This is a genomic window from Mycobacterium sp. 1245805.9, from assembly GCF_001672915.1.
Taxonomy (GTDB): Bacteria; Actinomycetota; Actinomycetes; order Mycobacteriales; family Mycobacteriaceae; genus Mycobacterium.
This window is the reverse complement of sequence record NZ_LZKR01000125.1, coordinates 15,116-38,720: the sequence shown is the minus strand read 5'-3', so window position 1 is coordinate 38,720 and position 23,605 is coordinate 15,116. Positions and strand designations below refer to the sequence as shown.

The following is a 23,605-nucleotide window of genomic DNA, read 5'->3' as shown; positions in this document are numbered from 1 at the left end:
ATGCCCACGCTCAGTGCGGGTCTGCTGCTGTACCGGGCGCGGGACGGCGTCGTCGAAGTCCTGATCGCGCATCCCGGCGGTCCGTTTTGGGCCCGCAAAGACGAGGGGGCCTGGTCGATACCCAAGGGGGAGTACGCCCACGGCGAGGACCCCTGGACCGTCGCGCAGCGCGAGTTTTCCGAGGAGCTCGGGCTGCCGGTGCCGCCCGGACCGCGGATCGACTTCGGCCCGTTGAAGCAGCCCAGCGGCAAGGTGGTCACCGCCTACGCCGTCGGGGCCGACATCGACGTCACCGACGCGCACAGCAACACCTTTCAGATCGAGTGGCCCAAGGGCTCGGGCAGGACGCGCGAGTTCCCCGAGGTCGACCGGGTCGGCTGGTTTGCGGTGGCGCAGGCGCGCACCAAGCTGCTCAAGGGGCAGCGCCCGTTTCTGGATCGATTGATGGCGCATCCGGCATTGGCGGGCCTAACCGAAGGGGGTTGACATGCAAATACTGCGCACACCTGATGACCGGTTCGACGGTCTGCCCGACTTCCCTTATGCCCCAAGCTATTGCGAGATCGCCGACGGGGAAGGCGGGACGCTGCGGGTCGCCTGGGTGGAGGACGGGCCGCAACGCGCCGACCCGGTTCTCATGCTGCACGGCGAGCCGTCGTGGTCGTACCTGTACCGCAAGATGATTCCGATTCTGGCTGCCGCCGGGCACCGGGTCGTCTGTCCCGACCTGGTCGGGTTCGGTCGCTCGGACAAGCCGACCCGCCCCGAGGACCACAGCTACGCGCGCCATGTCGAATGGATGCGGACCGTCGCGTTCGACGTCCTGGACCTTCGTAATGTGACCCTGGTCGGCCAGGACTGGGGCGGGCTGATCGGCTTGCGGCTGGCGGCCGAGCATCCCGAACGGTTCGCCCGCCTGGTCGTGGCCAACACCGGGCTGCCCAACGGTGAGCAACCGATGGCCGACGACTGGTGGCGCTTCCGCAGGGCCATCGCCACCGCTCCGGATCTGAACATCGGCTGGTTCGTACAGGGCGGTTGTGTCACGGAACTGAGCGCCAAGGTGCAGGCGGGTTACAACGCGCCTTTCCCGGACGACCGGTACTGCGCTGGGCCGCGCGCCATGCCCTCCTTGGTGCCGACCTCGCCGGACGATCCCGCGGCGGCGGCCAACAAGGCGGCGTGGGCCAAGCTGTCCGTGAGCCCGACGCCCATGCTGGTCGCGTTCAGCGACAGCGATCCGATCACCGGGCCCATGGCCGCGATCTTCCAGCGCGAGATGCGCGGCGCCCAGGGCATCGATCACCCGACGATCACCGGAGCCGGCCACTTTCTGCAGGAGGACGCCGGCGAGCAACTCGCCAACCACATCGTCGAGTTCTTGCGCCGCTGAGCGTCCCGGGCGGTGCGGGCAGAATGTGGGGATGACGACCGCCGCCCAAGCCGAATCGCAAGGTCTGCTGCTGCAACTGCTCGACCCGGCGAATCGCGCCGACCCGTACCGGCTCCTCGCGCAGTTTCGTGAGCGGGGACCGATCGTGCTGCCCGAGACGACCCTCGTCGTCTTTTCGGCCTACCGCGACTGCGACGAGGTGTTGCGGCATCCGGCGTCGAGCAGCAGCAACGCGAACTCGACGGTCGCAAAGCGTCAGCTCGAGGCGGGCGTGGTGCAGCCCCGGCTTTTCCCGCCGGGGTTTCTGTTTCTCGATCCGCCCGATCACACCCGGCTGCGCAAGCTGGTCGCCAAGGCGTTCTCGCCGAAAGTGGTGAACGCGCTGCAGCCCGAAATCACCGCACTGGTGGACGGACTGCTCGATCGAATTGCCGAGAAGGGCGAGTTCGACGTCGTCGAGGATTTCGCCCATCCGCTGCCCGTGGCGGTGATCTGCCGACTGCTCGGCGTGCCGCTCGACGACGAGCCGCACTTCAGCCGCGCTTCGGCGGTGCTGGCGCAGGCGCTGGACCCGTTCTCGACGATCACCGGCGTGGCGCCCGAGGTTATGAACGAGCGGATGCAGGCGGTGACGCGGCTGCGCGAATACCTGCACCAGTTGATCGAGTGGCGCCGGTCAGAGCCGGGCGACGACCTGCTCTCGGGCCTGATCGCGGTGGAGGAGTCCGGCGACCAGCTGACCGAGGAGGAAATCGTCTCTACGTGCAACCTGCTGCTGATCGCCGGGCACGAGACCACGGTGAACCTGATCGGGAACGCCATCCTGGCCATGTTGCGCAACCGCGTTCACTGGTCGGCGCTGGGCGCCGACGCGGGTCGGGCGCCGGCGATCGTGGAGGAGACGCTGCGCTACGACCCGCCGGTGCAACTGGCCGGGCGAGTCGCCCTGGCGGACATGACGATCGGAGACGTCGACGTGCCGGCGGGCGACATCATGATGGTCCTGCTGGCCGCGGCCCAGCGTGATCCCGCCGAGTTCGACCGGCCCGACACGTTCGACCCGGATCGAGGAACCGTGCGGCACTTGGGTTTCGGCCGCGGGATTCACTACTGCCTGGGTGCGCCTCTGGCACGGCTGGAGGCCGGCACGGCCCTGTCGGCGATAACCGCGCGCTTCCCGGACGCCCGGCTGGCCGGCGAGCCGCAATACAAGGCGAACGTCACCCTGCGCGGTTTGTCGGAACTGACCGTCGCCCTTTAGCGGGTCGCCCCGTCCGCGGCGCTCGGACGTTGAGTGTGAATCGTGGGCGTCGCGTAAACCGTCATCGCACACCGAAAGCCTGAATGCCCATTAGCGGCGAACGTTCACATGATGCGCTGGCGGTAGGTCTCGTCGTGAATCCCGCTGTGCGCGAAGGGCTGTGCGGGCAAGGCGGGGGATTCGCCTTGGCCCGTTGACGGGTGATTTCCCGCTCCGTGCGGTGTCAGGTGGCGTGCCGTGAGGCAGATGACCATGATTGCCTGGGTGGCCCAGCAGTACCACGTCATGGACTTGCTTCTTGTCCTAGCATGCCATCACAGTACGAAAGCGGCGTTGCGGCAACGCTGCCCGCGATGATCGACTTGCTACAACCTGCTCACTGGCAACCGTCGGGGCTGGTGAGATCAGCCGCGTTCCCATGGCGCGGTCTCGTCCATCTTCTTGTAGTACTTCGCCAGGTGGCTCTTGACGCGGTCGACGTCCGCCTTGGGCAGATCGATGCCGCCGCGCGCGCCATCCATGATCGCGCCGGCGATCATCACTCCCCGCGGGATCGCTTTGAATTCGCCGCCGATCACGTCGGTGAACAGCAACTTGTATGCGGTGAAGTTGTCCTTCTTGTCGCTGTCGTACCAGATGTGGGCGTCCCGGTATTTCTGGTTCGGCTTGTCCTCGGCACCGGCCCACTTGCGGACGCGCTTGTCGGCGGCGTCCCCGTCCCACTTGCGGTCGCGATCGGCCAACGGGAAGTCCTTAAACGCTGTTACTGACATTCTTTTCGCGTGCCCGCTTCCGGGCCGGGATAAACGCCGCTCAGGCCTCGGGTTCGGTGCCTTCTCCGCCATCGCCGGCCGGGCTCGCTGCGCGCACGGAAATCGAAACCGGGATTGGTGTGGCCAACTCGATTTTTCCGTGCGGGTCGTAATAGGCGCCGATTGTGTACTCGCCCTCCGACTCGACGGAGATGACGAGGTCTTGCGTAAAGCAGCGGTACTTGGATGGCTTTTCGCCGTCGTCCGGCCAGTGCCATTTTCCCTCGAGGCTGCCGCGCGGCGTCCCATCGGGATCCTTGCACACCACATGTAGTTCCGGGTCGTAGTCACCGCCACACCGAGCGTGCACCACCAGGACGACCGGAACCTTTGCCGTCAACGGGATTTGGGCGACCTGAAAGCCCGTCGTCGGTATGCGGGTGGCATAGATCGCGCCGGTCTCGTCGAGCGTGGCGGTACCGGCCACGAACAGCGCGGCGATATTAAGCATCACGACAGCTTAGTGGGTGTCCGGCAGCCGAATTGAGGGATTTCCATTCGACGCGGCAGTCGCAAGAATTTCACAAGTGGGCGGCGCTAGGTTACGGCCCAGAGCGGCGAAAGGAACCCCAATGGATAGCACCCGCATCCTGAAATCGATCCTTGCCGGCGCGCTGCTTTCCGGTGCGATGGCGGCGGGCGGACTTGCGCTGGGAGCGGGCGCCGCTCACGCCGACGGCCCACACCGCTGGTGCCCCGGCGATCCCAAGAACATGCCCTACGTGGTCAACAGCCTGATCGACTGGGATTGGAACGTCTGCCACACCTGGTACCCCACCAACTACGGGATGGGGAACGTGACCAGCCAGGGCCGGCCTATGTCGATCTGGGACGGAGACAACCCTCCGCCGGAGGCGATCGCGCCGCGCGTATGCCCGCCGATCGCATTCATGTGTCCGTAGCCGCGAAATTGGGACCGGTAGCGACGGCGGCGATGTCGACTTCATTCAGTACAGCGGCCCACCCGGGCCTCGATCGGAAAGGACAACGATGAACAACGTTCGTTCCATGACAGGGCGAATCGCGCGGCTGGCGACCACCGCGGTGGTGGCCGGCGGTCTCGGTGTTGCCGGTTTGGGCCTGACCGCCGCTACGGCGCACGCAGATGGCGGCCCACACCGCTGGTGCCCGGGGGAACCGCTGCCGCCGACCGGCAACCACGTCACCAACCCGGTGATCTGGGATAACAACATCTGCCACACCTACTACTACGTGTACTTCGGGCAGGGGAATGTCGCCCAGAACATCTGGGACGGTGACAATCCGCCGCCGCCGCCCCCGCCGGCGCCACCGGCCCTGATCAACAAGGACAACTGCCAGCAGATCCTCGGGATGTTCTGCCCGCACGCGTGACGGGCGGTGCCCCTAGTTGGGGCCCAGCCCGGGCACGATGTCGCCGAGGCTGAAGGTGACCGGCTGTTCGAGTTGCTCGTAGGTGCACGAGCGTGGATCGCGGTCGGGGCGCCACCGGCTGAACTGGGCGGTGTGACGGAACCGCGGGCCTTCCATGTGGTCGTAGCGGACCTCGACAACCCGCTCGGGTCGTAGCGGCACGAACGAGAGGTCCTTGCCGGCGTTCCAGCGCGAGAATTCGTTCTTGCGCGGGGTCCGTTCGCCGGCCTCGTGCGCGGCCCAGTTCCATGGGTGGCCCTCGAAAGTGGTTACCAGCGGCTGCAATTCGGTGAACAGCCGCCGCCGTTCGGCCATCGGGAAGGCGCCGATCACGCCGACCGATGCCAGCTGGCCGTCGTCGGTGTAGAGCCCGAGCAGCAGCGAGCCGATCGCGTCACCGCCCGACTTGTGCACCCGGTAGCCGGCGACCACGCAGTCGGCGGTCCGCTCGTGTTTGACCTTGAACATGACGCGCTTGTCCGGCTGATAGGTGACGGCCAGCGGCTTGGCGATGACGCCGTCGAGGCCGGCGCCCTCGAACTCCTCGAACCATCGCTGCGCGATCTCCATGTCCGTGGTCGCCGGCGTGACGTGGATCGACGGCCCGGACTCGCCCAGGGCGTCGACGAGGGCCGCGCGGCGCTCGCTGAACGGGCGCGCGGTGTAGTCGTCGTCGCCCAGGGCCAGCAGGTCGAACGCGATGAAGGAGGCGGGCGTCTTCTCGGCGAGCATCCGCACCCGCGAGTCGGCCGGGTGGATCCGCTGCTGCAGCGCCTCGAAGTCCAGGCCGTGGGCGGTGGCGACGACGATCTCGCCGTCGATCACGCAGCGCTCCGGTAGCTCGGCCCGCACGGCCGCGACGAGCTCGGGGAAATAGCGGGTCATTGGGCGCTCGTTGCGGCTGCCCAGCTCGACTTCGTCGCGGTCGCGGAAGCAGATGGACCGGAATCCGTCCCATTTGGGTTCATAGGACGCGTCCGGCGGCATCGACTTCACCGGCTTGGCGAGCATCGGCGACACCGGCGGCATGACGGGTAGGTCCATTGGCTCATTGTGCTGGAATCAGGATGTGGCGGCTGCAGCGGAAGAAATCGACGTCGACGGCATCGCGGTGCGGGTGACGAACCCCGACAAGGTGTATTTCCCAGCCCTGGGGTCGCAGGGCAGCAAGCGTCGGCTCGTCGAGTACTACCGGGCGGTGGCCGGCGGGCCGATGCTGACCGCGCTGCGCGACCGGCCCACCCATCTGCAGCGCTTCCCGGACGGCATCGACGGCGAGGAGATCTACCAGAAGCGGGTGCCGCAGCACCATCCCGACTACCTGGAGACCTGCCGGGTGACGTTCCCGTCGGGGCGCACCGCCGACGCGCTGAAGGTGACCCACCCGTCGGCGATCGTGTGGGCGGCGCAGATGGGTACGGTCACGCTGCACCCCTGGCAGGTGCGCTGCCCGGACACGGATCATCCCGACGAGTTGCGGATCGACCTGGATCCGCAGCCCGGCACCGGGTTTGGGGAAGCACGGGCGGTGGCCGTCGACGTGTTGCGCCCGCTGCTCGACGAACTCGGGCTGGTCGGATATGCGAAGACGTCCGGCGGCCGCGGGGTGCACGTTTTCTTGCGCATCGCCACCGACTGGGACTTCGTCGAGGTCCGCCGCGCGGGCATCGCGCTCGCCCGCGAGGTGGAACGCCGGGCGGCTGACCTGGTGACCACCTCGTGGTGGAAGGAGGAACGCGGCGAGCGGATCTTCATCGACTTCAACCAGAACGCCCGCGACCGCACCATGGCGTCGCCGTATTCGGTGCGGCGCACGCCGATCGCGACCGTGTCGACGCCGCTGAGCTGGGACGAGCTGGCCGGCGCCGACCCCGACGACTACACCATGGCGACGGTGCCCGACCTGGTGACAAGCCGGGACGACCCGTGGGCCGCCATGGACGACGTGGCCCAGTCGATCGCGCCGCTGTTGGAGATGGCCGCGGCCGACGAGGAGCGCGGGCTGGGCGACATGCCGTACCCGCCGAACTACCCCAAGATGCCGGGCGAGCCGAAACGCGTTCAGCCCAGCCGGGATACCGATCTGACTAGGAAAAACAAGCCGAAGTGAGTAGTCAGCCTGCTAGGGGCTTCTCCGTGCCTCTTGGTTGATTGCCGCTGCCGCAAATCACGTCGATGTCACCAAATGGGTGATCGCCGCCAGTAAGAAAGGCGCGTACTGCGCGCCCAGCATGGCGGGGTGCTTGCTGCGTTAGATGTGCCAATGCTGGGTAATGACGACGGTTTTGCGTGCTCGTGGTCAGGCTTGTACGAGCAGGCTGATCGCCAGCCGGTCCACGGCTTGGTCGATCCGGTCTTGGCTTTGTAGCTCTATGGCGACGAACGCGCGGGTCAGCTGGTAGTCGATCCGGTCGGGCGTGGCGTGGATGTTCATTTCAAAGCTCCGATCTTTCGCGTCCCTCGTTGAAATGAACGGTTTATGCTTTCGAATTGATCTCCGCCCAACCGGCATTCACTAGAGATCATGATCACAACGCTCCGTTGTGCCGTCGGTGAGCGCCCCGACGTGCTGGCGTGGTTGGGCCACGTCTGTTGGCGGCGAAGGTTCTTCGGCCGGGTTGCCAGCTGTCTTCAAGCTCGCGCGAAGCGGGCGAAAAATCCGGCCGACAACACCCTGCTCAACGCCACCAACCGAGGTACGTTTCTGCGTAGGCAACCCGAAAGATGCCGGGCGAGCCGAAACGCGTTCAGCCGAGCCGGGATACGGGTTGCAAGAGCGAGGGCTAGCCGCCCGCACCGCCGTTGCCGCCGGTGGCCTTGCCGAGGCCGGAACCCGCGACCGTGGCGCCGCCGCCACCACCACCGCCGCCGCTGCCGGCGGTGCCACCGCCGGTGCCGCCGGTGCCGATGTTGCCGCCGCCGCCGATGCCTCCGCTGCCGTTGCCGCCGGCGCTGCCGGGGTTGCCGCCGGCGCCGCCGGCCCCGTGGCCGAAGCCGGCGACGTCGCCGCCGGCGCCGCCATGGCCGCCGGTGCCACCGGTAAAGGCGAGGCCACCGCCTCCTCCGCCACCGCCGCCGGCGTCGACGGTACCCATGCCGCCGAAGTAGCTGGCGTTGCCGCCGCCACCCCCGTTGGCGCCGCCGCCGGCGTTGGCGCCTGTAGCCCCGGTGACGTCGACACCGCCACCGACCTGACTCGCGGCGCCACCGCCGCCTGCGCCGCCGAAACCGCCTATGCCGCCCGCGGTGCCGCCGCCCTGGCCACCGCCCCCGCCGAAGGCTTGCAGGCCACCGCCGCCGACGATCTGGGCGCCGCCACCGGATCCCCCGGTGCCGCCTACGCCGGAGGATGAGGTGAGGACCCCGCCGCCGGGGCCCCCGCTGCCACCGCCGCCGCCGATGGCGAAAGCATTAACGGCGCTGGTGAGGGTGGTGACGGCGCCGCCCCCGCTTCCACCGCTGCCGCCGTTGCCGCCGGTGGCGCCCGCGCCGCCGCCACCCCCGTTGCCGCCGTTGCCGCCGATGATGCCGCCGTCGACGCCGGTGGTAAGGGTGGCGTTGCCACCGTGGCCGCCGTCGCCGCCCGCGCCTCCGGTGCCCGCGGTGGCGCCGTTGCTACCCAGACCGGCGGCGCCGCCGTGACCGCCGTTGCCGCCGTTGCCGGCGATACCCGTGCTGGAAATGTCGGCGCCGACACCGCCCTGGCCGCCCTGGCCGCCGGTGCCGCCGACGCCACCGCTGCCGTTGGCGCCGGCATGGCCTAACGCCCCGGCCAGGCCGCCGGCCCCGCCAGCGCCGCCGGTGCCGCCCTGGCCGCCGTCGGTGCCGTTGCCGCCGTTGAGATTGCCGGCGGTGCCGTCGATACCGTGCCCACCGGTCCCGCCCGTCCCGCCGATGCCGCCGACACCGCCGGCGCCGCCGTTACCGAAGATCAGGCCGCCGGTGCCGCCGGCCCCGCCGGCTCCACCGTTGCCCCCGGTGCCGCCGGTGGTGCTGGTGGTCGCATTGCCCGGGGTGCCGGTGGTGCCCGCGCCACCCGCTCCGCCGTGGCCGCCGTTGCCGAAGAACCAGGCGTTGCCGCCGCGGCCGCCGGGCTGCCCCGCTGAGCCGGACCCGCCGTTGCCGCCGTCGCCCCACAGGAGTCCGCCCGGCCCACCGGGTAGCCCGCTCCCCGGCGCGCCGTCGGTGCCCTTGCCGATCAACGGCGTCCCCAACAACAGCTCGGTGGGCGTGTTGATCACGCCCCGCACGTCTTGCCAAAGGGTCTGCAGCGGTGAGGCGTTGGCGGCTTCGGCGGCCGCGTAGGCACCTCCGGCCGCGTCCAACGCCTGCACGAACTGGGCGTGAAACGCGGCCGCCTCAGCGCTCGCCTGTTGGAAGGCCTGTGCGTGCCCGGAAAACAGCGACGCCACCGCCGCCGAGACCTCGTCCGCGCCCGCGGCCAATAGCCCCGTCGTTTGGCTCGCCGCCGCCGCATTCGCCGCGGTCACCGCCGAACCCAAATTGGACAAACCGGAAGCCGCTGACGTTAAGAACTCGGGGGCCGCCACCAGATAGGACATCGCTGCTCCTGCCACGAGCCCCCGGCGAAAGGGATTCTATCGTCACTACGGCGCCGATAGGGGGTTTAACCAAACGTTCACGCCGTCGGTCGCTAGTTCGCCACCCGGTCGTTCTTCACCGCCTTCTCAGCCTCGGCGAAGTCGAACACCGCCTGCGCCATGTCGACGCCGTTGGCCGGCTTGTCGCTGCCCGCGACGCCGTGCGGCTTCGGCGCGAACATGCTGGTGACCATCTGATAGATCGGGCCCAGGGCGCCGACCACCTCCGCCAACCCCGCGCCGCCGTTGAGGATGTTCAGGTTCGCGTTCTGCAGACCGAGGCCCTGGGCCAACTCGCGGGCGATGGCCGGCATGACCTCGACCCGCTTGGCCTCGATCTGGGCGTTGTTGTTGGCGGCCAGCGCCTCGGCCTTCTTCAGGGCGCCGGCGGCCTCGGCCAGCTCGTAGGCCTCCTTGGCCGCGGCGTCGGCTTCACCTTCGGCGCGGCGGGCGGCGGCGTTCGCCTCACCCGCGGCGCGCGTGGCCTCGGCCTTGAAGGCGGCGGCATCACGCTGGGCCTCGGCGTCGAGTTTGACCTTGGACGCGGCGGCCTGGGCCTGCTTCACCTCGCGCGTGGCGGCGGCGTCGGCCTCGAACCCGGCGCGCTTGGCGGCGGCCTCCGCCGCGCTGGTCTGGGCGTCGGCCTCGATGCGCACCCGTCGGGCCTGGGCCTCGGCGGGCTTGATCTGCTCGGCGATCAGCTCGCGCTCACGCAGCGCGGCGTTGGTGTCCGCCACCGCCTGCCGGCGCTCCAGCACCTGGCGCTCCACGTCGGCCTCGGCCAACTGGCCCGCCGCGTTGGCCTCGGCGTTGGCCTTGTCGACCTCGGCCTTGATCGCGGCCTGCTTGAGCTGGGTCTCGCGGATCTGGTCGTTCTTCTTGCGCTCCGCCTCCTGGCGCGCCTGGGCCGATTCCTGATCGGCGCGCGCGGCGGCGATGGCCGCCTCCTTGGCGGCCTCGGCGAGGTGCGGCGCGGCGAGGTTGTCCAGATAGCCGGAGCCGGCGTCGTCGAAGTGCTCGATCTGCAGCGAGTCCACCGTCAGCCCGAGCTTGCTCATCTCGAACTGCGACTGCTTGAGGATCTCCTCGGCCAACGCGTCACGGTTGCGGTGGATGTCGACAACCTTCATGGCCCCGACGATGGAGCGCAGGTGCCCGGCGAAGATGTTGCGGGTCATGTCCTCCATCTCGCCCTTGCGCTGCTCACCCAGGAAGCGCTGAGCCGCGGCGTTGACGGAGGGAATGTCGCCCTGGACCTTGAAAGCCACGACGGCCTTCAGGTTGAGCAGGATTCCCTCGGTGCTGCGGCAGGTCTCCTCGATCTCCACCTTGTGCAAGTCGAGACCCAGAAATCGCACCTTGCGGAAGCCGGGCATCACCCAGGCGCCGTGGCCGATGACCACCTTGAACTGCGCGCCTTCGGTCTTTTGCTTGCCACCCGAAATCAGCATGGCCTGATCGGGACTCGGCACTCGGTAACCGAGCATTTCGTGTTCTCCTTTTTCGCGGTTTCGTTGTCTGCCTTCGCCTTTGGCGAAGTGGTCTAGGCCCAGGCCGGTCGCGACGGCCGAGTGCCCCGATTCTGCGGCGCGGCCCTTGCGAAATCCTTGCGAATCCGCCAGCTCAAACGTGTTTTTCGGCGCAACCTAGCGGTTATTCCGATTTCAACAATCCATCGACCGCAGAACGCACGATCAACTGGAGGTCGCAAATGGGCATCGGAATATCGGTTCAGGGGTTGACCAAGTCATTCGGCCCGGCCCGCGTCTGGGAAGACGTCACGATGGACATCCCGCCGGGTGAGGTCAGCGGGCTGATCGGCCCGTCGGGCACCGGCAAGTCGGTGTTTTTGAAGTCGCTGATCGGGTTGCTGCGCCCGGAGCGCGGCTCGATCGTCGTCGACGGTGTCGACATCATGCAGGCCACGGCCAAGGAGCTGTACGAGATCCGCAGGCTGTTCGGCGTCATGTTCCAGGACGGCGCGCTGTTCGGATCGATGAACCTGTACGACAACACCGCGTTCCCGCTGCGCGAGCACACGAACAAGACCGAACGCGAGATCCGGGACATCGTCATGGAGAAGCTCGAGCTGGTGGGTCTGCAAGGCGACGAGAAGAAGTACCCCGGCGAGATCTCGGGCGGGATGAAAAAACGTGCCGGCCTGGCCCGCTCGCTGGTCCTCGACCCGGAGATCATTCTCTGCGACGAGCCCGACTCCGGACTTGACCCGGTCCGCACCGCCTACCTGTGCCAGCTGCTCATCGACATCAACGCGCAGACCGACGCCACGATCCTGATCGTCACCCACAACATCAACGTCGCGCGCACCGTGCCCGACAACATCGGCATGCTGTTCCGCCACAAGCTGGTGATGTTCGGCCCGCGGGAGGTCCTGCTGACCAGCGACGAGCCGGTGGTGGGGCAGTTCCTCAACGGCCGGCGTATCGGCCCGATCGGCATGTCCGAGGAAAAGGACGAGGCGACGATGGCCGAAGAGCAGGCCATGGTCGACGCCGGTCAGCACGCGGGCGGTGTGGAGGACATCGAGGGCGTGCCGCCACAGGTGACCGCCACCCCTGGCATGCCGGTGCGCAAGGCCGTCGAGCGTCGCCGCGCGCGGGTGCGCGAGATCCTGCACACCCTTCCCCCGAAGGCGCAACGGGCCATACTCGACGACCTCGAGAGCGACGCCGCACCGGTTGGCGCACAGCGGCGCTGAGGATCCCGACGACTAGGCGGGCGAGGGCTGTGGCCGTGCTACCCGGCCGACCAGCACGCCGATGAGCGCCGCCGCCAATCCGGCGACCGTCGCCGGCGCCGACGACGCCGACAGCATGAAGTAGCCGAAAGCGGCGCCGCCGCACAGCAATACGATGCGCGGCGGCGTCCAGGCGGTCGCCGAGGGCAGCCGGTAGGACAGACCGATGCCGAGCAGCAGGGCCAGGACGTGGCCGACGGCGGTGAAGTCGGCTCCCATGGCCACCGTCACGGCGATGCCGAGCCACCACCCCATCCACGCCGGCTGCCAGCGCGACGGAATCGATGCTGTCAGCGCGCCGAGGACACAAACCGCACCGTAGCTGACTCCGACGTCGCTCGCCCGCGCGATGGAGAAGGGCAGCCAGCCGGCCTCCACGGCGACGACCAGGCCGGCGGCGACGAGGAGCGTGGCGCCGATATGACCGACCGCGAACGCGACGATCAAACCCCTGCTGCGCCAGATCAATTCGCCCAAAGCCAGCAGGCAGACGAGTCCGGGCAGGCATGCGCAGATGTCGCCGTCGCCGTCGTCGACGAAGGCGCTGCCGATGAGCGTGCTGAGGCGGCCGTGGGCCAGATTGTGCAGGTTGGTGCTCATGCGACTCACCGCGACCTCGCGGGCGTGCGGACCGAGGGCTGTCAACAGGAGCGACACGGCGACCAGGACGACTGCGTACGCCGCCGTGATGCGCACCGACGCCGCTCGGGACAGCGTCTCCGTCGTCCAACGCCGGGCGTTGTCGCGAACGGCGATGGCCGGCACGGTCATTCGTCCTCGTCCGAGTGGCCCGACCAGCCGCGGTCGCGGGCGAGCAGGTCCGCGGTCGTTTCGCGGCGGACGAGTTCACGCGCCCGGCCCCCGGCGACCGCGACCAGCGGCGGGCGCCCCACCACGCTGCAGCTCGACCCCATCGAGTAGTGGTAGGCGCCGGTGCAGGCCACCGCCAGCAGGTCGCCGGGATGGATGTCGGCGGGCAGCTCGACGTCGCGGGCGATCTCGTCCCCGGCCTCGCAGTGCCGGCCGACGACCGTGACGGGCGCGGGGGCCGTCGACGCGTGCCGATTGGCCAGTGCGACCGTGTATTTCGCCCCGGCGGGCGCCATCCGCGGGTTGTCGCTCATGCCGCCGTCCACCGCGACGAAGGTGTGCCCATCTGGCCGGCGCTTGACGGCGACCACCCGATACAGCGTGATCCCGGCGCGCGCCGCGATCGCGCGGCCCGGCCCGATCAGAATCCGCGGCCGCGGGTAATCGTATTGGGCACAGGTGGATTGGAGCGCGGCGTCGATGACCGTACCGAATGCCCGCGGATTGAAGACGGGTTCGCCGGTCCGGTACGGAACTGCGTGTCCGCCGCCGAGGCTGAGTTCGGTCAGCACGACATGATGGCGATCGCGAACCTCGGCCATCAAGGCCAGAATCTGCCGGATCGCCGCGTCGTACAGCGCGGCGTCGGCCAGCTGTGAACCCAGTTGGCAGTGCAGCCCGACCAGGTCGAGCCACGGCTCGCCGAGGAGGCGCTCGACGGCGCCGGCCGCGTGGCCGCCCGCGAGGGCGAAGCCGAACTTCTGGTCGCCGGCGTCAACGTCGGGCATCACCCGGATCAGCACCCGTTGGCGACGGCGCACCCGCCCGGCCAGCAGCGAGATCTCGTTCGGGGTGTCGATCACGATTCGGCCCACACCGGCCGCCACGGCGTCGTCGAGTTCGCCCGCGCTCTTGGCGGTGCCGTTGAGGACGATGTTCGACGGCGGCACCTCCCCGGTCAGGGCGGTGGCCAGCTCGCCGCCCGAGCAGACCTCCACGCCCGCGCCCTCCTCGGCGGCCCACCCCGCGACGGCCGCACTGAGCAGCGCCCTGCCCGCGTAGATCAGCTCGACGCCGGGCAGCGCCGCGCGGTAACCCCGGATACGGGCTCGAAAGTCCTCTTCGTCGACCACGTAGGCCGGCGTGCCGAACTCGGCGGCCAGGTCGGGGGCCGCCACCCCGCCGATGCACAACCGGCCCGTTTCGTCGACCGAGCTGCTCAGCGGCCAGATCGCCCGGTCGAGGTGCGGTCTCACCTCGCGCCGCTGCGACGAAAGCAGCTCGGACAGGGTCATGCTTCCACGGTGCAGGCGTAAAGCGGGGTCTGCCGCGTTCTTAACGAAGCTTTCACACGCGTGTGATTAATCTTCACGGATTCGGTACGGCCACCGCCTCAACCGGCTTACTCAGGCGAAGTAGTCCGACGGAACGAACGGAACGTCGTCCGGCGCATCATGACGGGCGGCCAACAGCGCCCGCGCGGCGTCCCCGATCGGAATACGCAGCGGTAGCTGCGGTTTCTCGGCGGCGGCGACCACCTCGGCGGCGACCTGCTCCGGTGTGATGATCCCGGCGCGCGCGCCGCCGCCCGCCAGGATCACCGCATACGGGTCGTCCGGCAGCCTGTAGGTGGTCACGTCGTCGAGCGCGCCGGAGCTCACGGCGCCGGGTTCGAGCAGGGCGGTCTGTACCCCGAACGGTGCGACCTCGATGGCAAGCGCCTCGACCAAGGCCTCCAGTGCCCACTTCGTCGACGCGTAGGCGGCGCCGGGTGGCAGCACGAGACGGCCCATGATGCTGGACATGAACAGCAGTTTCCCGTCGCCACGGGCCCGCATCTGTGGCAAGACCGCCTGGGCGACGCGGATGGCGCCCACGGTGTTGAGGTTGAGCAGTCGCTGCAGTTCGGCCAGCGGTGTGGCCTCCACGGACGCGTAGATGATGTCGGCGGCGTTCGAGACCAGGATGTCGACCTCGCCGGCGGCCGCGACCGCCGCCGTCACGCTGGCATCGTCGGTGACGTCGAGCGCCAGCCGCTCGCTGACGTCGAGGTCCGCGAGCGCGCGGGGGTCGCGGGCCGTGGCCAGGACGCGATGCCCGCGACGGGCGAACTCGACGGCCAAGGCGCGGCCGATGCCGCGGCTGGCTCCGGTGATCAAAACGGACGACATGGCATGTGCTCCTAATCAGTTGGGATGCGTTGCGGCGAAGCGGGGAAGGTTCTGGCGGACGAAGTCGGCGAAGGGCTTGGGCGGACGACGGAGCATCGTTGTCAGGGCGTGCGGGTCGGGTCCGATGGGAGGCTCGGTTCGTTGCGACACGGCCGCGCCGACGGATGAAATATGTTGTGCCATAGCACTATTGATGGGCGATCCGGGTTCGTACTCGGCGGCGCTCTCCAATTGGCTTCGCCACTCGGCCGCGGAGATGTGCTCATAGCGCACGGAACGGCCGGTTTCGGCGGCGATGATGCGTGCTATCTCCGCGTGGGTGATGACCTCGGCCGGCGGCGGATAACTGATCTGCGGCGCCGACGGTCGCGGTGCCAGGAGATGAGCAACAGTGATTTCGGCAGCGTCCTCGCCGCTGATCCACGGCGCCGGGGCCGCGCCGAAGCTGTTGGCGATCAGGCCTTCCCGGCTGAGGGTGTCCCCATGCAGGAGCAGGACGTTTTCGTGAAACAGGGCGGCGAACCGCAGCACCGTGGGGTTCAGACCGGCCCAACCGAACAGCTCCTCGGCGACGGCTTGGGCCTGACCCAGTCGGCTCGGGCTGTCGACCGACGACACGACCATCGACATCACCACCAGGTGCGCTGCGGACCCGGCGTCGACCAGAGCCGACGAAAGGTTGGCTGCGGCCGAAATAACGCCTGCGGCAATGGGATAGGTGAAGTAGACGGCGCGCACGCCTTGTACGGCGCCGACCAGTGACGCCCGGTCGTGTAGGTCACCGACGACGGTCATGGCGCCACGACGCCGCAGTTCGGCCGCTCGGTCGTCATCCGTGCGGACCAAAGCGCGCACCGGGTGGCCGCGGCGCAGCAGGCAGTCCAGCACGGTCGAGCCGGTGCCGGCGTGCCGGCCGGTCGCGCCTACGACCAGAATCGGGGGCGCCTCTGACGGGGGTTGCGGCATCGGGGCCTCCTCAGGCGGCGGGTAGTCCGTTGGTGCTGAGAGTCTTTGTGTCAGTGGGTAAATCGAAGATCAAGAGCGTGCTGGTCGCGGTCGCCACCAGCTTTCCCGACGCGTCGGTCACTTCCGCCTCGGCGAATCCGATCCGCGACCCCGCCTTCACCACGGTGCCGACCGCGCGCAGCGTCCCGCCGGCCACGGTGACCGCCCTGAGGTAATTGACCTTGATTTCGACCGAGGTGTAGCCGACGCCTTCGGGCAGGGTGGTGTGCATCGCGCACGCGGCCGCGGTGTCCAACAGGGTGCATACGGCGCCGCCGTGCACCACACCCAGCGGGTTGTACATGGACGCATCCGGTGTGCAGGAAAACTCGATGCGACCGCTTCGCACATCCTCGAGGCGCGTCCGCAGCAGCTCGGCCATGGGCGGGGGCGGCAGCTGCCCGTCGGCGATCGCCTGCCAGTACGCGAGGCCGGACATCGACGCGGCGGCGGCCTGCGTGGCGACGGGGTCACGCCAGGTGACCACCCGCGACTGCTCCACTCCCCAGCCCACAGTGGTTGTCATGCACCCGGCCTTTCGAAAACTGATCGGTTTACTTACTCGACCTAACTTAGCTCCGCTTTTAGTGCTTGTAAACCGATCGGTGTAAGATGAAAGTGTGAACGATGCCACACCTCAGACGCGTTCGGCGGGCGGCCGTGGGGCCCGCGAGCGCATCGAACGCGCCGCGGCGCGGCTCTTCTATCGCAATGGCATCCATGCGACCGGCGTCGAACTCATCGCCCAAGAGGCGAACGTCTCGAAGCGCACGCTCTACCAGCATTTCGCCAGCAAGAACGACCTCGTGGACAACTACCTGCGCGGCTTCGAGGACCGCGGCGGCTCGCCCAACGAGCTGCGGCTGGAGGACGCCAGCTTGTCACCGCGGGAGCGCCTGTTGGCGATCTTCGAGATGTCGCCCCGGGAAGTATTGCGAGGCTGTCCCTTTCACAATGCGGCCGTGGAATCCGCCGGGTCGCTGCCGAGCACGGACGAGATCGTGCGGGCGCACAAGCAGGCGTTCACCCGCCGCCTCATCGCCGTTGCGCAGCAGGCGGGTGCCGCCGATCCTCACCTGCTCGGACAGCAGCTGGCCGTCCTGTTCGAGGGCGCCACCGCGCTGGCCACCTCGCTGAACGACACCGCGCCCGTCGTCCACGCCCGGGGCGCCGCGGCCATGCTGATCGACGCGGCCCTGCGCCCTTGACGGGCCCGTCTCGCTGCTGCTAGACATGGCGTGCGCCCAATTTTGGGCGATCGCCCAAATACCGGGAGCGAGGTGGCAATGGGCCGGATGGAGGGCAAGGTCGCGTTCGTGACCGGCGCCGCGCGCGGGCAGGGACGCAGTCACGCGGTGCGGCTCGCGCGGGAGGGCGCCGACATCATCGCCGTCGACATCTGCCGCAAGTTCGAGGCGTCGCCGGCCGACGGCGCGACGCCCGAAGACCTCGACGAGACCGCGGGGTTGGTGAAGGACGCCGGCGGCCGCGTCGTCACCGCCGTGGTCGACGTGCGCGACTTCGACGCGCTGCGGGCCGGCGTCGACGGCGGGGTCGAACAGCTGGGGCGCCTGGACGTCATCGTCGCGAACGCCGGCATCGGCACCACGGCGGGCAAGCTGCACAAGACCGACGAGGCGCTGTGGCAGGAGATGATCGACGTCAACCTCAGCGGGGTGTGGAAGACGGTGAAGGCCGGCGTCCCTCACATTCTCGATGGCGGCCGAGGCGGCTCGATCGTCCTGACGTCGTCGGTGGCGGGCAACAAGGCCTACCCGCACGTCGGCCACTACGTGGCGGCCAAGCACGGTGTGATCGGGCTGATGCGTTCCTTCGCAGTCGAATTGGGCCAGCGGATGATCAGGGTCAACGCCGTCCTCCCGACGCACGTGAATTCGCCGCTGCTGATGAACGAGGCCACCTATCGCGCCTTCCGGCCGGAGCTGGAGAACCCGGGACCCGACGACCTGGCGCCGGTGTGCCAGAGCTTCCACTACCTGCCGATCCCCTGGGTGACCCCCGAAGACATCAGCAACGCCGTGTTGTTTTTGGCCTCCGACGAAGCGCGCTACATCACCGGCGTCGCGCTGCCGGTGGATGCCGGCAGCTGCCTGAAGTGAGGAAGGACCGATGACCGTCGCCAACGACACCGATGTCTACTACGACCCCTACGACACCGGCATCATCGCCGACCCGTACCCGACCTACGCGCGGCTGCGCGAAGAGGCGCCGATCTACTACAACGAGCGGTACGACTTCTGGGCGATATCAAGGCATTCCGACGTCGAACGGGCGCTGGCCAACTGGGAAACCTTCTCCAACAGGAGAAGTGACATCCTCGAGCTGATCCAGTCGAAATTCGACATGCCCGGCGGCGTCATGATGTTCCAGGATCCGCCCGAACACACCAGGCTGCGCGGCCTGATGTCGCGGGTGTTCACCCCGCGCCGGATGGCCGAGCTCGAAGACCAGATCCGGCGGTACTGCGTGCGGTGCCTGGACCCGCTCGTCGGGTCCGGCGGATTCGACATCATCGCCGAACTCGCGTCGATGATGCCGATGCGGGTGATCGGCATGCTGCTGGGAATCCCCGAGTCCGAGCAGGTTTCGGTCCGCGACGCCAACGACGCCAACCTGCGCACCAAGCCTGGCACCCCGATGAAAGTGGCCGACGCCGACTCGATCGCCGACGGGCGGATCTACGCCGATTATGTCGAATGGCGGTCCAAGAACCCGTCGGACGACCTGATGACGGTGCTGCTCAACGTCGAGTTCGACGACGAGCACGGGGTGCACCGCAAGCTGACCCGCAAGGAGGTGCTGCATTACACCCAGGTGGTCGCCGGCGCCGGTAACGAGACCACCGGCCGGCTGATCGGCTGGCTGGCCAAGGTCCTCGCCGAGCACCCCGACCAGCGCCGGGAGGTCTACCACGATCGCTCGCTGCTGACCCGAACCGTCGACGAGACGCTGCGCTACGAGCCCACCGGGCCCCACGTCGCGCGTTGGATGGCAAAGGATTTCGAGTGCTACGGCCGGACCGTGCCGGCCGGCAGCGCCATGCTCCTGCTGTTCGGCGCGGCCAACCGCGATCACCGCCGCTATGAGGATCCGGACACGTTCAACATCCGCCGCGACAACATCTCGCACATTACCTTCGGCAAGGGCGTGCACTACTGCCTCGGGGCGAACCTGGCGCGCCTGGAGGGCCGCGTCGCGCTGGACGAGATCCTCAACCGGTGGCCCGAGTGGGGCATCGACTACGACACAGCACAATTGGCGTCGACATCGACAGTGCGCGGCTGGGAGCGCCTGCGGGTCGTGCTGCCCTAGCAGGGGTCAGTCGCGTCGCCGCTTCGTCGGCATCTCGAACCGGTCCAGAAACCGGTTGACGAGCGCGATGGCCTCGTCGTGACCAACTTTGGAACCGAGCCCCTGCTCGAATATGAGCATCCGGCCGATGGAGGCGATGACGACCGCCAGGGCCGCCGGCGGGAATTCATCCGAATCGATGTCGTGCTCGCGAACGATGAAGTTCAGTGCGGTGATTTGTGCCTCGCGCCACCGCTCCTGCCACGCCGAGATCTCCGCCATGATCTCCTTGCGGTGGTTGGCAAGCCCCATGAACTCCAGCAGCAGCCGGGTGTCCTTGGGTTCGATGAGGGTTTCCCAGAACGCGTGCAGTGGGCGGTCGGAGGCGAGCGCCTTCTGCTGGCGCTCGAGGTACACGGCCGCGCCCCGGCGAAACACGTCCAGGTACAGCTCGTCCATGGTCGGGAAGTAGTAGTGCACCAGCGCGGGTTTGACGCCGGCGACGGCGGCCACCCGCCGCGAGGTGGCCGCGGCGTAACCCTCCTCGACCATGATCCGACTGGTCGCGTCGATCAGCATGTCCCGCGTCGTCGAGTCCCTGGCCATTACCGACCCTAAATTGGGCGATCGCCAAAAATCAACCGGCCGCCGTGGGAAGAGTCGGGCCACTTGACCGACTTCGCGAAAGGGTGATAGGCAATGTCGAGCCCACGTGCTGGGCGATCGCTCAGGAAGGTGGGTGGCGCGGGTGAAGACGGCGGTGGTGACCGGCGGGGCCTCCGGGATTGGCCGCGCGATCGCGGAGCGGTTGCGCGGCGACGGGTTTCGGGTGGCGGTCATCGACCTGTCGCCCACCGACGACGGGTTCGGTTACGTCGCCGACGTCACCGACCGCGCGCAGGTCGACGCGGCGCTCGGGGCCATCCGCGAGGCGCTCGGCCCGATCCTGGTCCTGGTCAACGCCGCCGGCGTGGAAGGTTTCAAGAAATTCCTCGACCTGTCCTTCGAGGCGTGGTCGAAGGTCGTCGACGTCAACCTGAACGGGGTGTTCCACACCATTCAGGCCGTGCTTCCCGACATGGTCGAGGCGGGATGGGGGCGCATCGTCAACATCTCCTCGTCGAGCGCCCATTCCGGCCAGCCCTTCATGGCCCACTATGTGGCGGCCAAGTCCGCGGTCAACGGCCTGACCAAGTCGCTTGCGCTCGAATACGGTCCGAGCGGCATCACCGTCAACGCGGTGCCGCCGGGGTTCATCGACACCCCGATGTTGCGCAGCGCCGAGAGTCGCCACCTGCTCGGCGGCACCGTCGAGGACCACATCGCGCGCACCCCGGTGCGCCGGGTGGGCCGGCCCGAGGACATCGCCGCGGCGTGCGCGTTCTTCGTGTCCGAGGAGGCCAGCTACATCACCGGCCAGATATTAGGGGTCAACGGCGGACGAAACACCTGATAAGCATGAGGTGTGGCTCCCAGCTTTCAGGACGTGATCAAGTCCAAGTACCTGCTCCTGACCACCTTCACCAAGGATGGCCGCCCCAAGCCGACGGCGATCTGGGGCGTTCCCGAGGGCGGCAAGCTCCTCGTCATCACCGACGACGGGTCGTGGAAGGTCAGGCGGATCCGCAACACGCCCCGGGTGACGCTCGCGCGCAGCACGGCGTTGGGCAAGCCGAAGGGCGCGGCGGTCGAAGGCGTCGCCCGGGTCCTGCCGAAGTCGGAGACGCGGCACGTCTACAACGCCGTGCTCAAGCGGTACTGGTATCACGCCTGGTGGTTCTACGCGCACTCGATCGTGCGCGGCGGCATCGACAAGGTGCACGTCGGCCTGGAGATCACCCCGGCTGCGTAGCGTCGCTCTTGGGGTCGATGAGGATCTTCGCGTGCGCCTCCGGGTCGCCGAGCGCGTCGAACGCGGCCTCGACTCCGGGCAGCCCGACCGTCCCGGTGATCAGCGGGGCGACGTTGACCTTGCCGTCCGCGAGCATGTGCAGCGTGTCGCGGAACTCCAGCGGGGTGTAGCCGAGCACGAACCGAAGGTCGGTCTCCTTGTTGATCGCCATCGCCGGGCGGATGTGGTCCGAACCCATGCAGACGCCGACCACTACGATGCGCGAGAACAGCGGCGCGCCCGCGATGATGCCGTCGATAATGCCTGGAACGCCGACACATTCGAAGATGACGGGGTGTTTCGGCGTCGCGGCGCCGGCGGCTTCGGCGGCCCGCCAGAAGTGCCACCAGGGCAGCCGCAGCCGTTGCAGCTTTTCGATGGTGCCGACCGCCAGATCGAACGCCTCGAGGATGCCCTGCAGGTGCTTGCCGCTCGCGTCCGTCGTGTACGGCGAGTCCTGCGCGGGATCGACGACGGTGTCGGCCCCGCAGGCCGTCGCCAGCGCGCGGCGGCCCGCCGAGAAGTCGCTTGCGATCACGGTGCGCACGCCGTGCGCCTTGAGCATGCAGATCACCGCGAGACCGATTGGCCCGCAGCCGATTACGATCGCGACGTCACCCTTGCCGACCTCGCCGCGCCGCACGGCGTGCCAGCCGACGGCCATCGGCTCGGTCAGGGCGGCGACCTCGGATGCCAGGCCGCTGGGGACGGGCAACGTCAGCGACTGCTCGACGAGGAGTTGCTCGGCGTAGGCGCCCGGCGCCATCGTCGACAGCCCGATGCCGTGCACCTCCTTGCCGCGGCGCAGCAGCGGCAGGGCGACCACCCGGGTGCCGGTCCGCGGGGCCTTGCGGGTGCCGGGCCCGTAATCGAGTACCTCGCCGCAGAATTCGTGGCCGAACACGACGTGCTGATCCGACCGCATGAACGCGTCATAGCCGGATTCGGCCATCACGTCGGCGAGTTCGTCGCAGTGGTGGCGCGCATGCAGATCGGATCCGCAGATGCCGCACCGCAGCACCTCGATCAGCAACTGGCCCTTGCCCGGCACCGGGGTCGGCTGGTCGACGACTTCGAGCTTTCCGTTGGTGCACGTGACGCTCTTCATGCTTGGGATAGTCCTCGGCCGATCGCGAAAGTGCAATGGGCGACGCGTTTCCCGAGTGGACCCGTTGGTAGTTGCACTTTCGCGGGGCCCTAGGAGCCGGCGCTACGCAGGGCCTCGAACGTGTCGGCCACGGTGTCGCGCGGGTCCCGATAGGTGATGCCGAGCTCTTGCTCGCTGGGCGAGTCGTCCGACGCCGGCATCTGCGTGTAGTACTGCATCCCCGCCGACGTGAAGGGCGTCTCGAAGGGGAGGAACCGGCCCGCGCGGTCCAGCACCGCCCCGGCCACGCGCAGCGCGGAGTCCGGGATGGGAACGGCGACCATCGTGGTCCCGGCGACCTCGCCGAGCATGGACGCGAGCTCGGCCACCGGAACCCGATGCCCGCCAGCGGTGTAGCGGCGCGGCCCGCGTCCGGGCTCCAACAGGGCGGTGTGCAGCGCGGCCAGATCGCGGACGTCGACGATCAGCCACGCCGCGCTACGCCCGGGGATCGCGTGCATCTGCACCGCGGCCTTGACGCCCTCGCCGGCTTCCCCGAACTGATCGCCGGCCGGGGGGCCGAGGACCATCCCGGGATAGGTGATGTTGACCGGCGCGCCCGCGTCCTGCAGCCCGCGCGCATAGATTTCCACCTGAGCCTTGGACGTTCCATACCCGTCCGCCCCACCGACGACCGGCAGGTCCGCGGTGAGCGTCTCCAGGCCCGGATGAAAAAGCGCGGTGAAGCTCGACACGTGAATGATCGGGTCCAGTCCCAGCTCGACGGACTGGCCGAGGACGTTCTGCGCGCCCTGCATGTTCGTCGTCAGCATCTCGTGGGTTTGGCGCGGGTCGGTCGCCACCAGGGCGGCGCTGTGCACGACGGCGTCGCAGCCGCGCAGCGCCTCGCGCACCGAAACGCGATCGGTGATGTCGCCGACGGCGAAGTCCGACACGTCGACGCCCAACTTGGCGACGGATGTCTTCAGTCGATCGGGGTTTCGCACCAGGAACCGGATGGTGTGCCCGGCGTCTGCGATGGCCTTGGCGGTCCAACCGCCGACGAATCCCGTGCCGCCCGTGACCAGAACATGCATGCTGCGATTCTGCAC

The 23,605-nt window shown here is 68.5% G+C and carries 27 protein-coding genes; 12 read left to right on the top strand and 15 right to left on the bottom strand.

Annotated elements, in window-relative coordinates:
• From A9X00_RS17395 to A9X00_RS17385, 3 genes are read left to right on the top strand one after another with little or no spacing between them, the layout of a single operon-like run.
• Complete coding sequence (locus A9X00_RS17395) at positions 1 to 486, top strand: NUDIX domain-containing protein (RefSeq protein WP_067155882.1); 486 nt, start codon at positions 1 to 3, stop codon at positions 484 to 486.
• A gap of 1 nt (position 487) precedes the next feature.
• Positions 488 to 1,393, top strand: coding sequence for a haloalkane dehalogenase (locus A9X00_RS17390; RefSeq protein WP_067155879.1), 906 nt, complete (start codon positions 488 to 490; stop codon positions 1,391 to 1,393).
• A gap of 31 nt (positions 1,394 to 1,424) precedes the next feature.
• The gene (locus A9X00_RS17385; RefSeq protein WP_067155876.1) at positions 1,425 to 2,654 is read left to right on the top strand and encodes a cytochrome P450; all 1,230 of its coding nucleotides are present in this window, start codon (positions 1,425 to 1,427) and stop codon (positions 2,652 to 2,654) included.
• A gap of 104 nt (positions 2,655 to 2,758) precedes the next feature.
• On the opposite strand, the gene A9X00_RS30820 is transcribed toward A9X00_RS17385, so the two are convergent.
• From A9X00_RS30820 to A9X00_RS17375, 3 genes are all read right to left on the bottom strand, one after another.
• The gene (locus tag A9X00_RS30820) at positions 2,759 to 2,941 is read right to left on the bottom strand and encodes a hypothetical protein (RefSeq protein ID WP_156772148.1); all 183 of its coding nucleotides are present in this window, start codon (positions 2,939 to 2,941) and stop codon (positions 2,759 to 2,761) included.
• A gap of 117 nt (positions 2,942 to 3,058) precedes the next feature.
• Positions 3,059 to 3,427: a hypothetical protein gene (locus A9X00_RS17380; RefSeq protein WP_067155873.1), complete on the bottom strand. Its 369-nt coding sequence runs from the start codon at positions 3,425 to 3,427 to the stop codon at positions 3,059 to 3,061.
• Positions 3,428 to 3,467: 40 nt separating this feature from the next.
• Positions 3,468 to 3,917, bottom strand: a complete 450-nt coding sequence (locus A9X00_RS17375) for a hypothetical protein (protein ID WP_232006861.1) — start codon at positions 3,915 to 3,917, stop codon at positions 3,468 to 3,470.
• A gap of 121 nt (positions 3,918 to 4,038) precedes the next feature.
• On the opposite strand from A9X00_RS17375, the gene A9X00_RS17370 reads away from it, so the two are divergent.
• Positions 4,039 to 4,368, top strand: coding sequence for a hypothetical protein (locus A9X00_RS17370; protein ID WP_067155870.1), 330 nt, complete (start codon positions 4,039 to 4,041; stop codon positions 4,366 to 4,368).
• A gap of 106 nt (positions 4,369 to 4,474) precedes the next feature.
• Positions 4,475 to 4,819: a hypothetical protein gene (locus A9X00_RS17365; protein WP_232006860.1), complete on the top strand. Its 345-nt coding sequence runs from the start codon at positions 4,475 to 4,477 to the stop codon at positions 4,817 to 4,819.
• 12 nt (positions 4,820 to 4,831) lie between these two features.
• Here the strand turns inward: A9X00_RS17365 and A9X00_RS17360 are convergent, their stop codons facing one another.
• Positions 4,832 to 5,902, bottom strand: a complete 1,071-nt coding sequence (locus tag A9X00_RS17360; protein ID WP_067155863.1) for an ATP-dependent DNA ligase — start codon at positions 5,900 to 5,902, stop codon at positions 4,832 to 4,834.
• 25 nt (positions 5,903 to 5,927) lie between these two features.
• On the opposite strand from A9X00_RS17360, the gene ligD reads away from it, so the two are divergent.
• On the top strand, positions 5,928 to 6,968 hold the full coding sequence (ligD, locus tag A9X00_RS17355; RefSeq protein WP_156772147.1) for a non-homologous end-joining DNA ligase: 1,041 nt from the start codon (positions 5,928 to 5,930) through the stop codon (positions 6,966 to 6,968).
• A gap of 189 nt (positions 6,969 to 7,157) precedes the next feature.
• Here ligD and A9X00_RS32365 read toward each other — a convergent pair whose 3' ends face one another.
• From A9X00_RS32365 to A9X00_RS17345, 3 genes are all read right to left on the bottom strand, one after another.
• Complete coding sequence (locus A9X00_RS32365; protein ID WP_255363081.1) at positions 7,158 to 7,292, bottom strand: hypothetical protein; 135 nt, start codon at positions 7,290 to 7,292, stop codon at positions 7,158 to 7,160.
• 349 nt (positions 7,293 to 7,641) lie between these two features.
• Entirely contained in the window at positions 7,642 to 9,420 is a 1,779-nt protein-coding gene (locus A9X00_RS32530; RefSeq protein WP_067155858.1) for a PE family protein, read from the bottom strand.
• 92 nt (positions 9,421 to 9,512) lie between these two features.
• The gene (locus A9X00_RS17345) at positions 9,513 to 10,946 is read right to left on the bottom strand and encodes a flotillin family protein (RefSeq protein WP_067155855.1); all 1,434 of its coding nucleotides are present in this window, start codon (positions 10,944 to 10,946) and stop codon (positions 9,513 to 9,515) included.
• Between the two features lie 224 nt (positions 10,947 to 11,170).
• Here A9X00_RS17345 and A9X00_RS17340 point away from each other — a divergent pair, with 224 nt between their 5' ends.
• Positions 11,171 to 12,178, top strand: coding sequence for an ABC transporter ATP-binding protein (locus tag A9X00_RS17340; protein WP_067155852.1), 1,008 nt, complete (start codon positions 11,171 to 11,173; stop codon positions 12,176 to 12,178).
• 12 nt (positions 12,179 to 12,190) lie between these two features.
• Here the strand turns inward: A9X00_RS17340 and A9X00_RS17335 are convergent, their stop codons facing one another.
• From A9X00_RS17335 to A9X00_RS17315, 5 genes are all read right to left on the bottom strand, one after another.
• On the bottom strand, positions 12,191 to 12,988 hold the full coding sequence (locus A9X00_RS17335) for a rhomboid-like protein (protein WP_067155849.1): 798 nt from the start codon (positions 12,986 to 12,988) through the stop codon (positions 12,191 to 12,193).
• Complete coding sequence (gene lysA, locus A9X00_RS17330) at positions 12,985 to 14,322, bottom strand: diaminopimelate decarboxylase (RefSeq protein ID WP_067155846.1); 1,338 nt, start codon at positions 14,320 to 14,322, stop codon at positions 12,985 to 12,987. The genes A9X00_RS17335 and lysA overlap by 4 nt, the downstream gene beginning before the upstream one ends.
• Before the next feature lie 111 nt (positions 14,323 to 14,433).
• Entirely contained in the window at positions 14,434 to 15,198 is a 765-nt protein-coding gene (locus tag A9X00_RS17325) for an SDR family NAD(P)-dependent oxidoreductase (protein WP_067155843.1), read from the bottom strand.
• Between the two features lie 15 nt (positions 15,199 to 15,213).
• Positions 15,214 to 16,164, bottom strand: a complete 951-nt coding sequence (locus A9X00_RS17320) for an NmrA family NAD(P)-binding protein (protein WP_067155840.1) — start codon at positions 16,162 to 16,164, stop codon at positions 15,214 to 15,216.
• A gap of 10 nt (positions 16,165 to 16,174) precedes the next feature.
• Positions 16,175 to 16,729 (bottom strand): PaaI family thioesterase, encoded by a 555-nt coding sequence (locus tag A9X00_RS17315; RefSeq protein WP_067155837.1) that lies wholly within the window; start codon positions 16,727 to 16,729, stop codon positions 16,175 to 16,177.
• Positions 16,730 to 16,823: 94 nt separating this feature from the next.
• Here A9X00_RS17315 and A9X00_RS17310 point away from each other — a divergent pair, with 94 nt between their 5' ends.
• From A9X00_RS17310 to A9X00_RS17300, 3 genes are all read left to right on the top strand, one after another.
• Positions 16,824 to 17,411: a TetR/AcrR family transcriptional regulator gene (locus A9X00_RS17310; RefSeq protein WP_067155835.1), complete on the top strand. Its 588-nt coding sequence runs from the start codon at positions 16,824 to 16,826 to the stop codon at positions 17,409 to 17,411.
• 78 nt (positions 17,412 to 17,489) lie between these two features.
• Entirely contained in the window at positions 17,490 to 18,323 is an 834-nt protein-coding gene (locus tag A9X00_RS17305) for a mycofactocin-coupled SDR family oxidoreductase (RefSeq protein ID WP_067155833.1), read from the top strand.
• 10 nt (positions 18,324 to 18,333) lie between these two features.
• The gene (locus A9X00_RS17300) at positions 18,334 to 19,536 is read left to right on the top strand and encodes a cytochrome P450 (protein WP_067155830.1); all 1,203 of its coding nucleotides are present in this window, start codon (positions 18,334 to 18,336) and stop codon (positions 19,534 to 19,536) included.
• Positions 19,537 to 19,542: 6 nt separating this feature from the next.
• Here the strand turns inward: A9X00_RS17300 and A9X00_RS17295 are convergent, their stop codons facing one another.
• Positions 19,543 to 20,121 carry a TetR/AcrR family transcriptional regulator gene (locus A9X00_RS17295; RefSeq protein WP_232006858.1) on the bottom strand — a complete coding sequence of 193 codons (579 nt, stop codon included), beginning with the start codon at positions 20,119 to 20,121 and terminating at the stop codon, positions 19,543 to 19,545.
• Between the two features lie 142 nt (positions 20,122 to 20,263).
• Between A9X00_RS17295 and A9X00_RS17290 the strand changes: the two genes are divergently transcribed.
• Positions 20,264 to 20,968: an SDR family NAD(P)-dependent oxidoreductase gene (locus A9X00_RS17290; protein WP_067155913.1), complete on the top strand. Its 705-nt coding sequence runs from the start codon at positions 20,264 to 20,266 to the stop codon at positions 20,966 to 20,968.
• Between the two features lie 12 nt (positions 20,969 to 20,980).
• Positions 20,981 to 21,367, top strand: a complete 387-nt coding sequence (locus A9X00_RS17285) for a PPOX class F420-dependent oxidoreductase (RefSeq protein ID WP_067155827.1) — start codon at positions 20,981 to 20,983, stop codon at positions 21,365 to 21,367.
• Here A9X00_RS17285 and A9X00_RS17280 read toward each other — a convergent pair.
• Together A9X00_RS17280 and A9X00_RS17275 are read right to left on the bottom strand one after the other, a co-directional pair.
• A complete protein-coding gene (locus A9X00_RS17280; RefSeq protein ID WP_067155824.1) occupies positions 21,351 to 22,514 on the bottom strand; it encodes a zinc-binding dehydrogenase in 1,164 nt (387 codons plus the stop codon). The genes A9X00_RS17285 and A9X00_RS17280 overlap by 17 nt on opposite strands.
• A gap of 89 nt (positions 22,515 to 22,603) precedes the next feature.
• A complete protein-coding gene (locus tag A9X00_RS17275) occupies positions 22,604 to 23,590 on the bottom strand; it encodes an SDR family NAD(P)-dependent oxidoreductase (protein ID WP_067155821.1) in 987 nt (328 codons plus the stop codon).
• Between the last annotated feature and the right edge of the window lie 15 nt (positions 23,591 to 23,605).

Coding starts and splice junctions, on each gene's coding strand:
- A9X00_RS17305 (WP_067155833.1), top strand. CDS start 17,490: ATGGGCCGGATGGAGGGCAAGGTCGCGTTCGTGACCGGCGCCGCGCGC.
- A9X00_RS17395 (WP_067155882.1), top strand. CDS start 1: ATGCCCACGCTCAGTGCGGGTCTGCTGCTGTACCGGGCGCGGGACGGC.
- A9X00_RS17280 (WP_067155824.1), bottom strand. CDS start 22,514: ATGAAGAGCGTCACGTGCACCAACGGAAAGCTCGAAGTCGTCGACCAG.
- A9X00_RS17365 (WP_232006860.1), top strand. CDS start 4,475: ATGACAGGGCGAATCGCGCGGCTGGCGACCACCGCGGTGGTGGCCGGC.
- A9X00_RS32365 (WP_255363081.1), bottom strand. CDS start 7,292: ATGAACATCCACGCCACGCCCGACCGGATCGACTACCAGCTGACCCGC.
- A9X00_RS17335 (WP_067155849.1), bottom strand. CDS start 12,988: ATGACCGTGCCGGCCATCGCCGTTCGCGACAACGCCCGGCGTTGGACG.
- A9X00_RS17320 (WP_067155840.1), bottom strand. CDS start 16,164: ATGCCGCAACCCCCGTCAGAGGCGCCCCCGATTCTGGTCGTAGGCGCG.
- A9X00_RS17295 (WP_232006858.1), bottom strand. CDS start 20,121: ATGGCCAGGGACTCGACGACGCGGGACATGCTGATCGACGCGACCAGT.
- A9X00_RS17375 (WP_232006861.1), bottom strand. CDS start 3,917: ATGCTTAATATCGCCGCGCTGTTCGTGGCCGGTACCGCCACGCTCGAC.
- A9X00_RS17390 (WP_067155879.1), top strand. CDS start 488: ATGCAAATACTGCGCACACCTGATGACCGGTTCGACGGTCTGCCCGAC.
- A9X00_RS17370 (WP_067155870.1), top strand. CDS start 4,039: ATGGATAGCACCCGCATCCTGAAATCGATCCTTGCCGGCGCGCTGCTT.
- A9X00_RS17300 (WP_067155830.1), top strand. CDS start 18,334: ATGACCGTCGCCAACGACACCGATGTCTACTACGACCCCTACGACACC.
- A9X00_RS17345 (WP_067155855.1), bottom strand. CDS start 10,946: ATGCTCGGTTACCGAGTGCCGAGTCCCGATCAGGCCATGCTGATTTCG.
- A9X00_RS32530 (WP_067155858.1), bottom strand. CDS start 9,420: ATGTCCTATCTGGTGGCGGCCCCCGAGTTCTTAACGTCAGCGGCTTCC.
- A9X00_RS30820 (WP_156772148.1), bottom strand. CDS start 2,941: ATGACGTGGTACTGCTGGGCCACCCAGGCAATCATGGTCATCTGCCTC.
- A9X00_RS17380 (WP_067155873.1), bottom strand. CDS start 3,427: ATGTCAGTAACAGCGTTTAAGGACTTCCCGTTGGCCGATCGCGACCGC.
- A9X00_RS17325 (WP_067155843.1), bottom strand. CDS start 15,198: ATGTCGTCCGTTTTGATCACCGGAGCCAGCCGCGGCATCGGCCGCGCC.
- lysA (WP_067155846.1), bottom strand. CDS start 14,322: ATGACCCTGTCCGAGCTGCTTTCGTCGCAGCGGCGCGAGGTGAGACCG.
- A9X00_RS17340 (WP_067155852.1), top strand. CDS start 11,171: ATGGGCATCGGAATATCGGTTCAGGGGTTGACCAAGTCATTCGGCCCG.
- A9X00_RS17315 (WP_067155837.1), bottom strand. CDS start 16,729: ATGACAACCACTGTGGGCTGGGGAGTGGAGCAGTCGCGGGTGGTCACC.
- A9X00_RS17275 (WP_067155821.1), bottom strand. CDS start 23,590: ATGCATGTTCTGGTCACGGGCGGCACGGGATTCGTCGGCGGTTGGACC.
- A9X00_RS17385 (WP_067155876.1), top strand. CDS start 1,425: ATGACGACCGCCGCCCAAGCCGAATCGCAAGGTCTGCTGCTGCAACTG.
- A9X00_RS17360 (WP_067155863.1), bottom strand. CDS start 5,902: ATGGACCTACCCGTCATGCCGCCGGTGTCGCCGATGCTCGCCAAGCCG.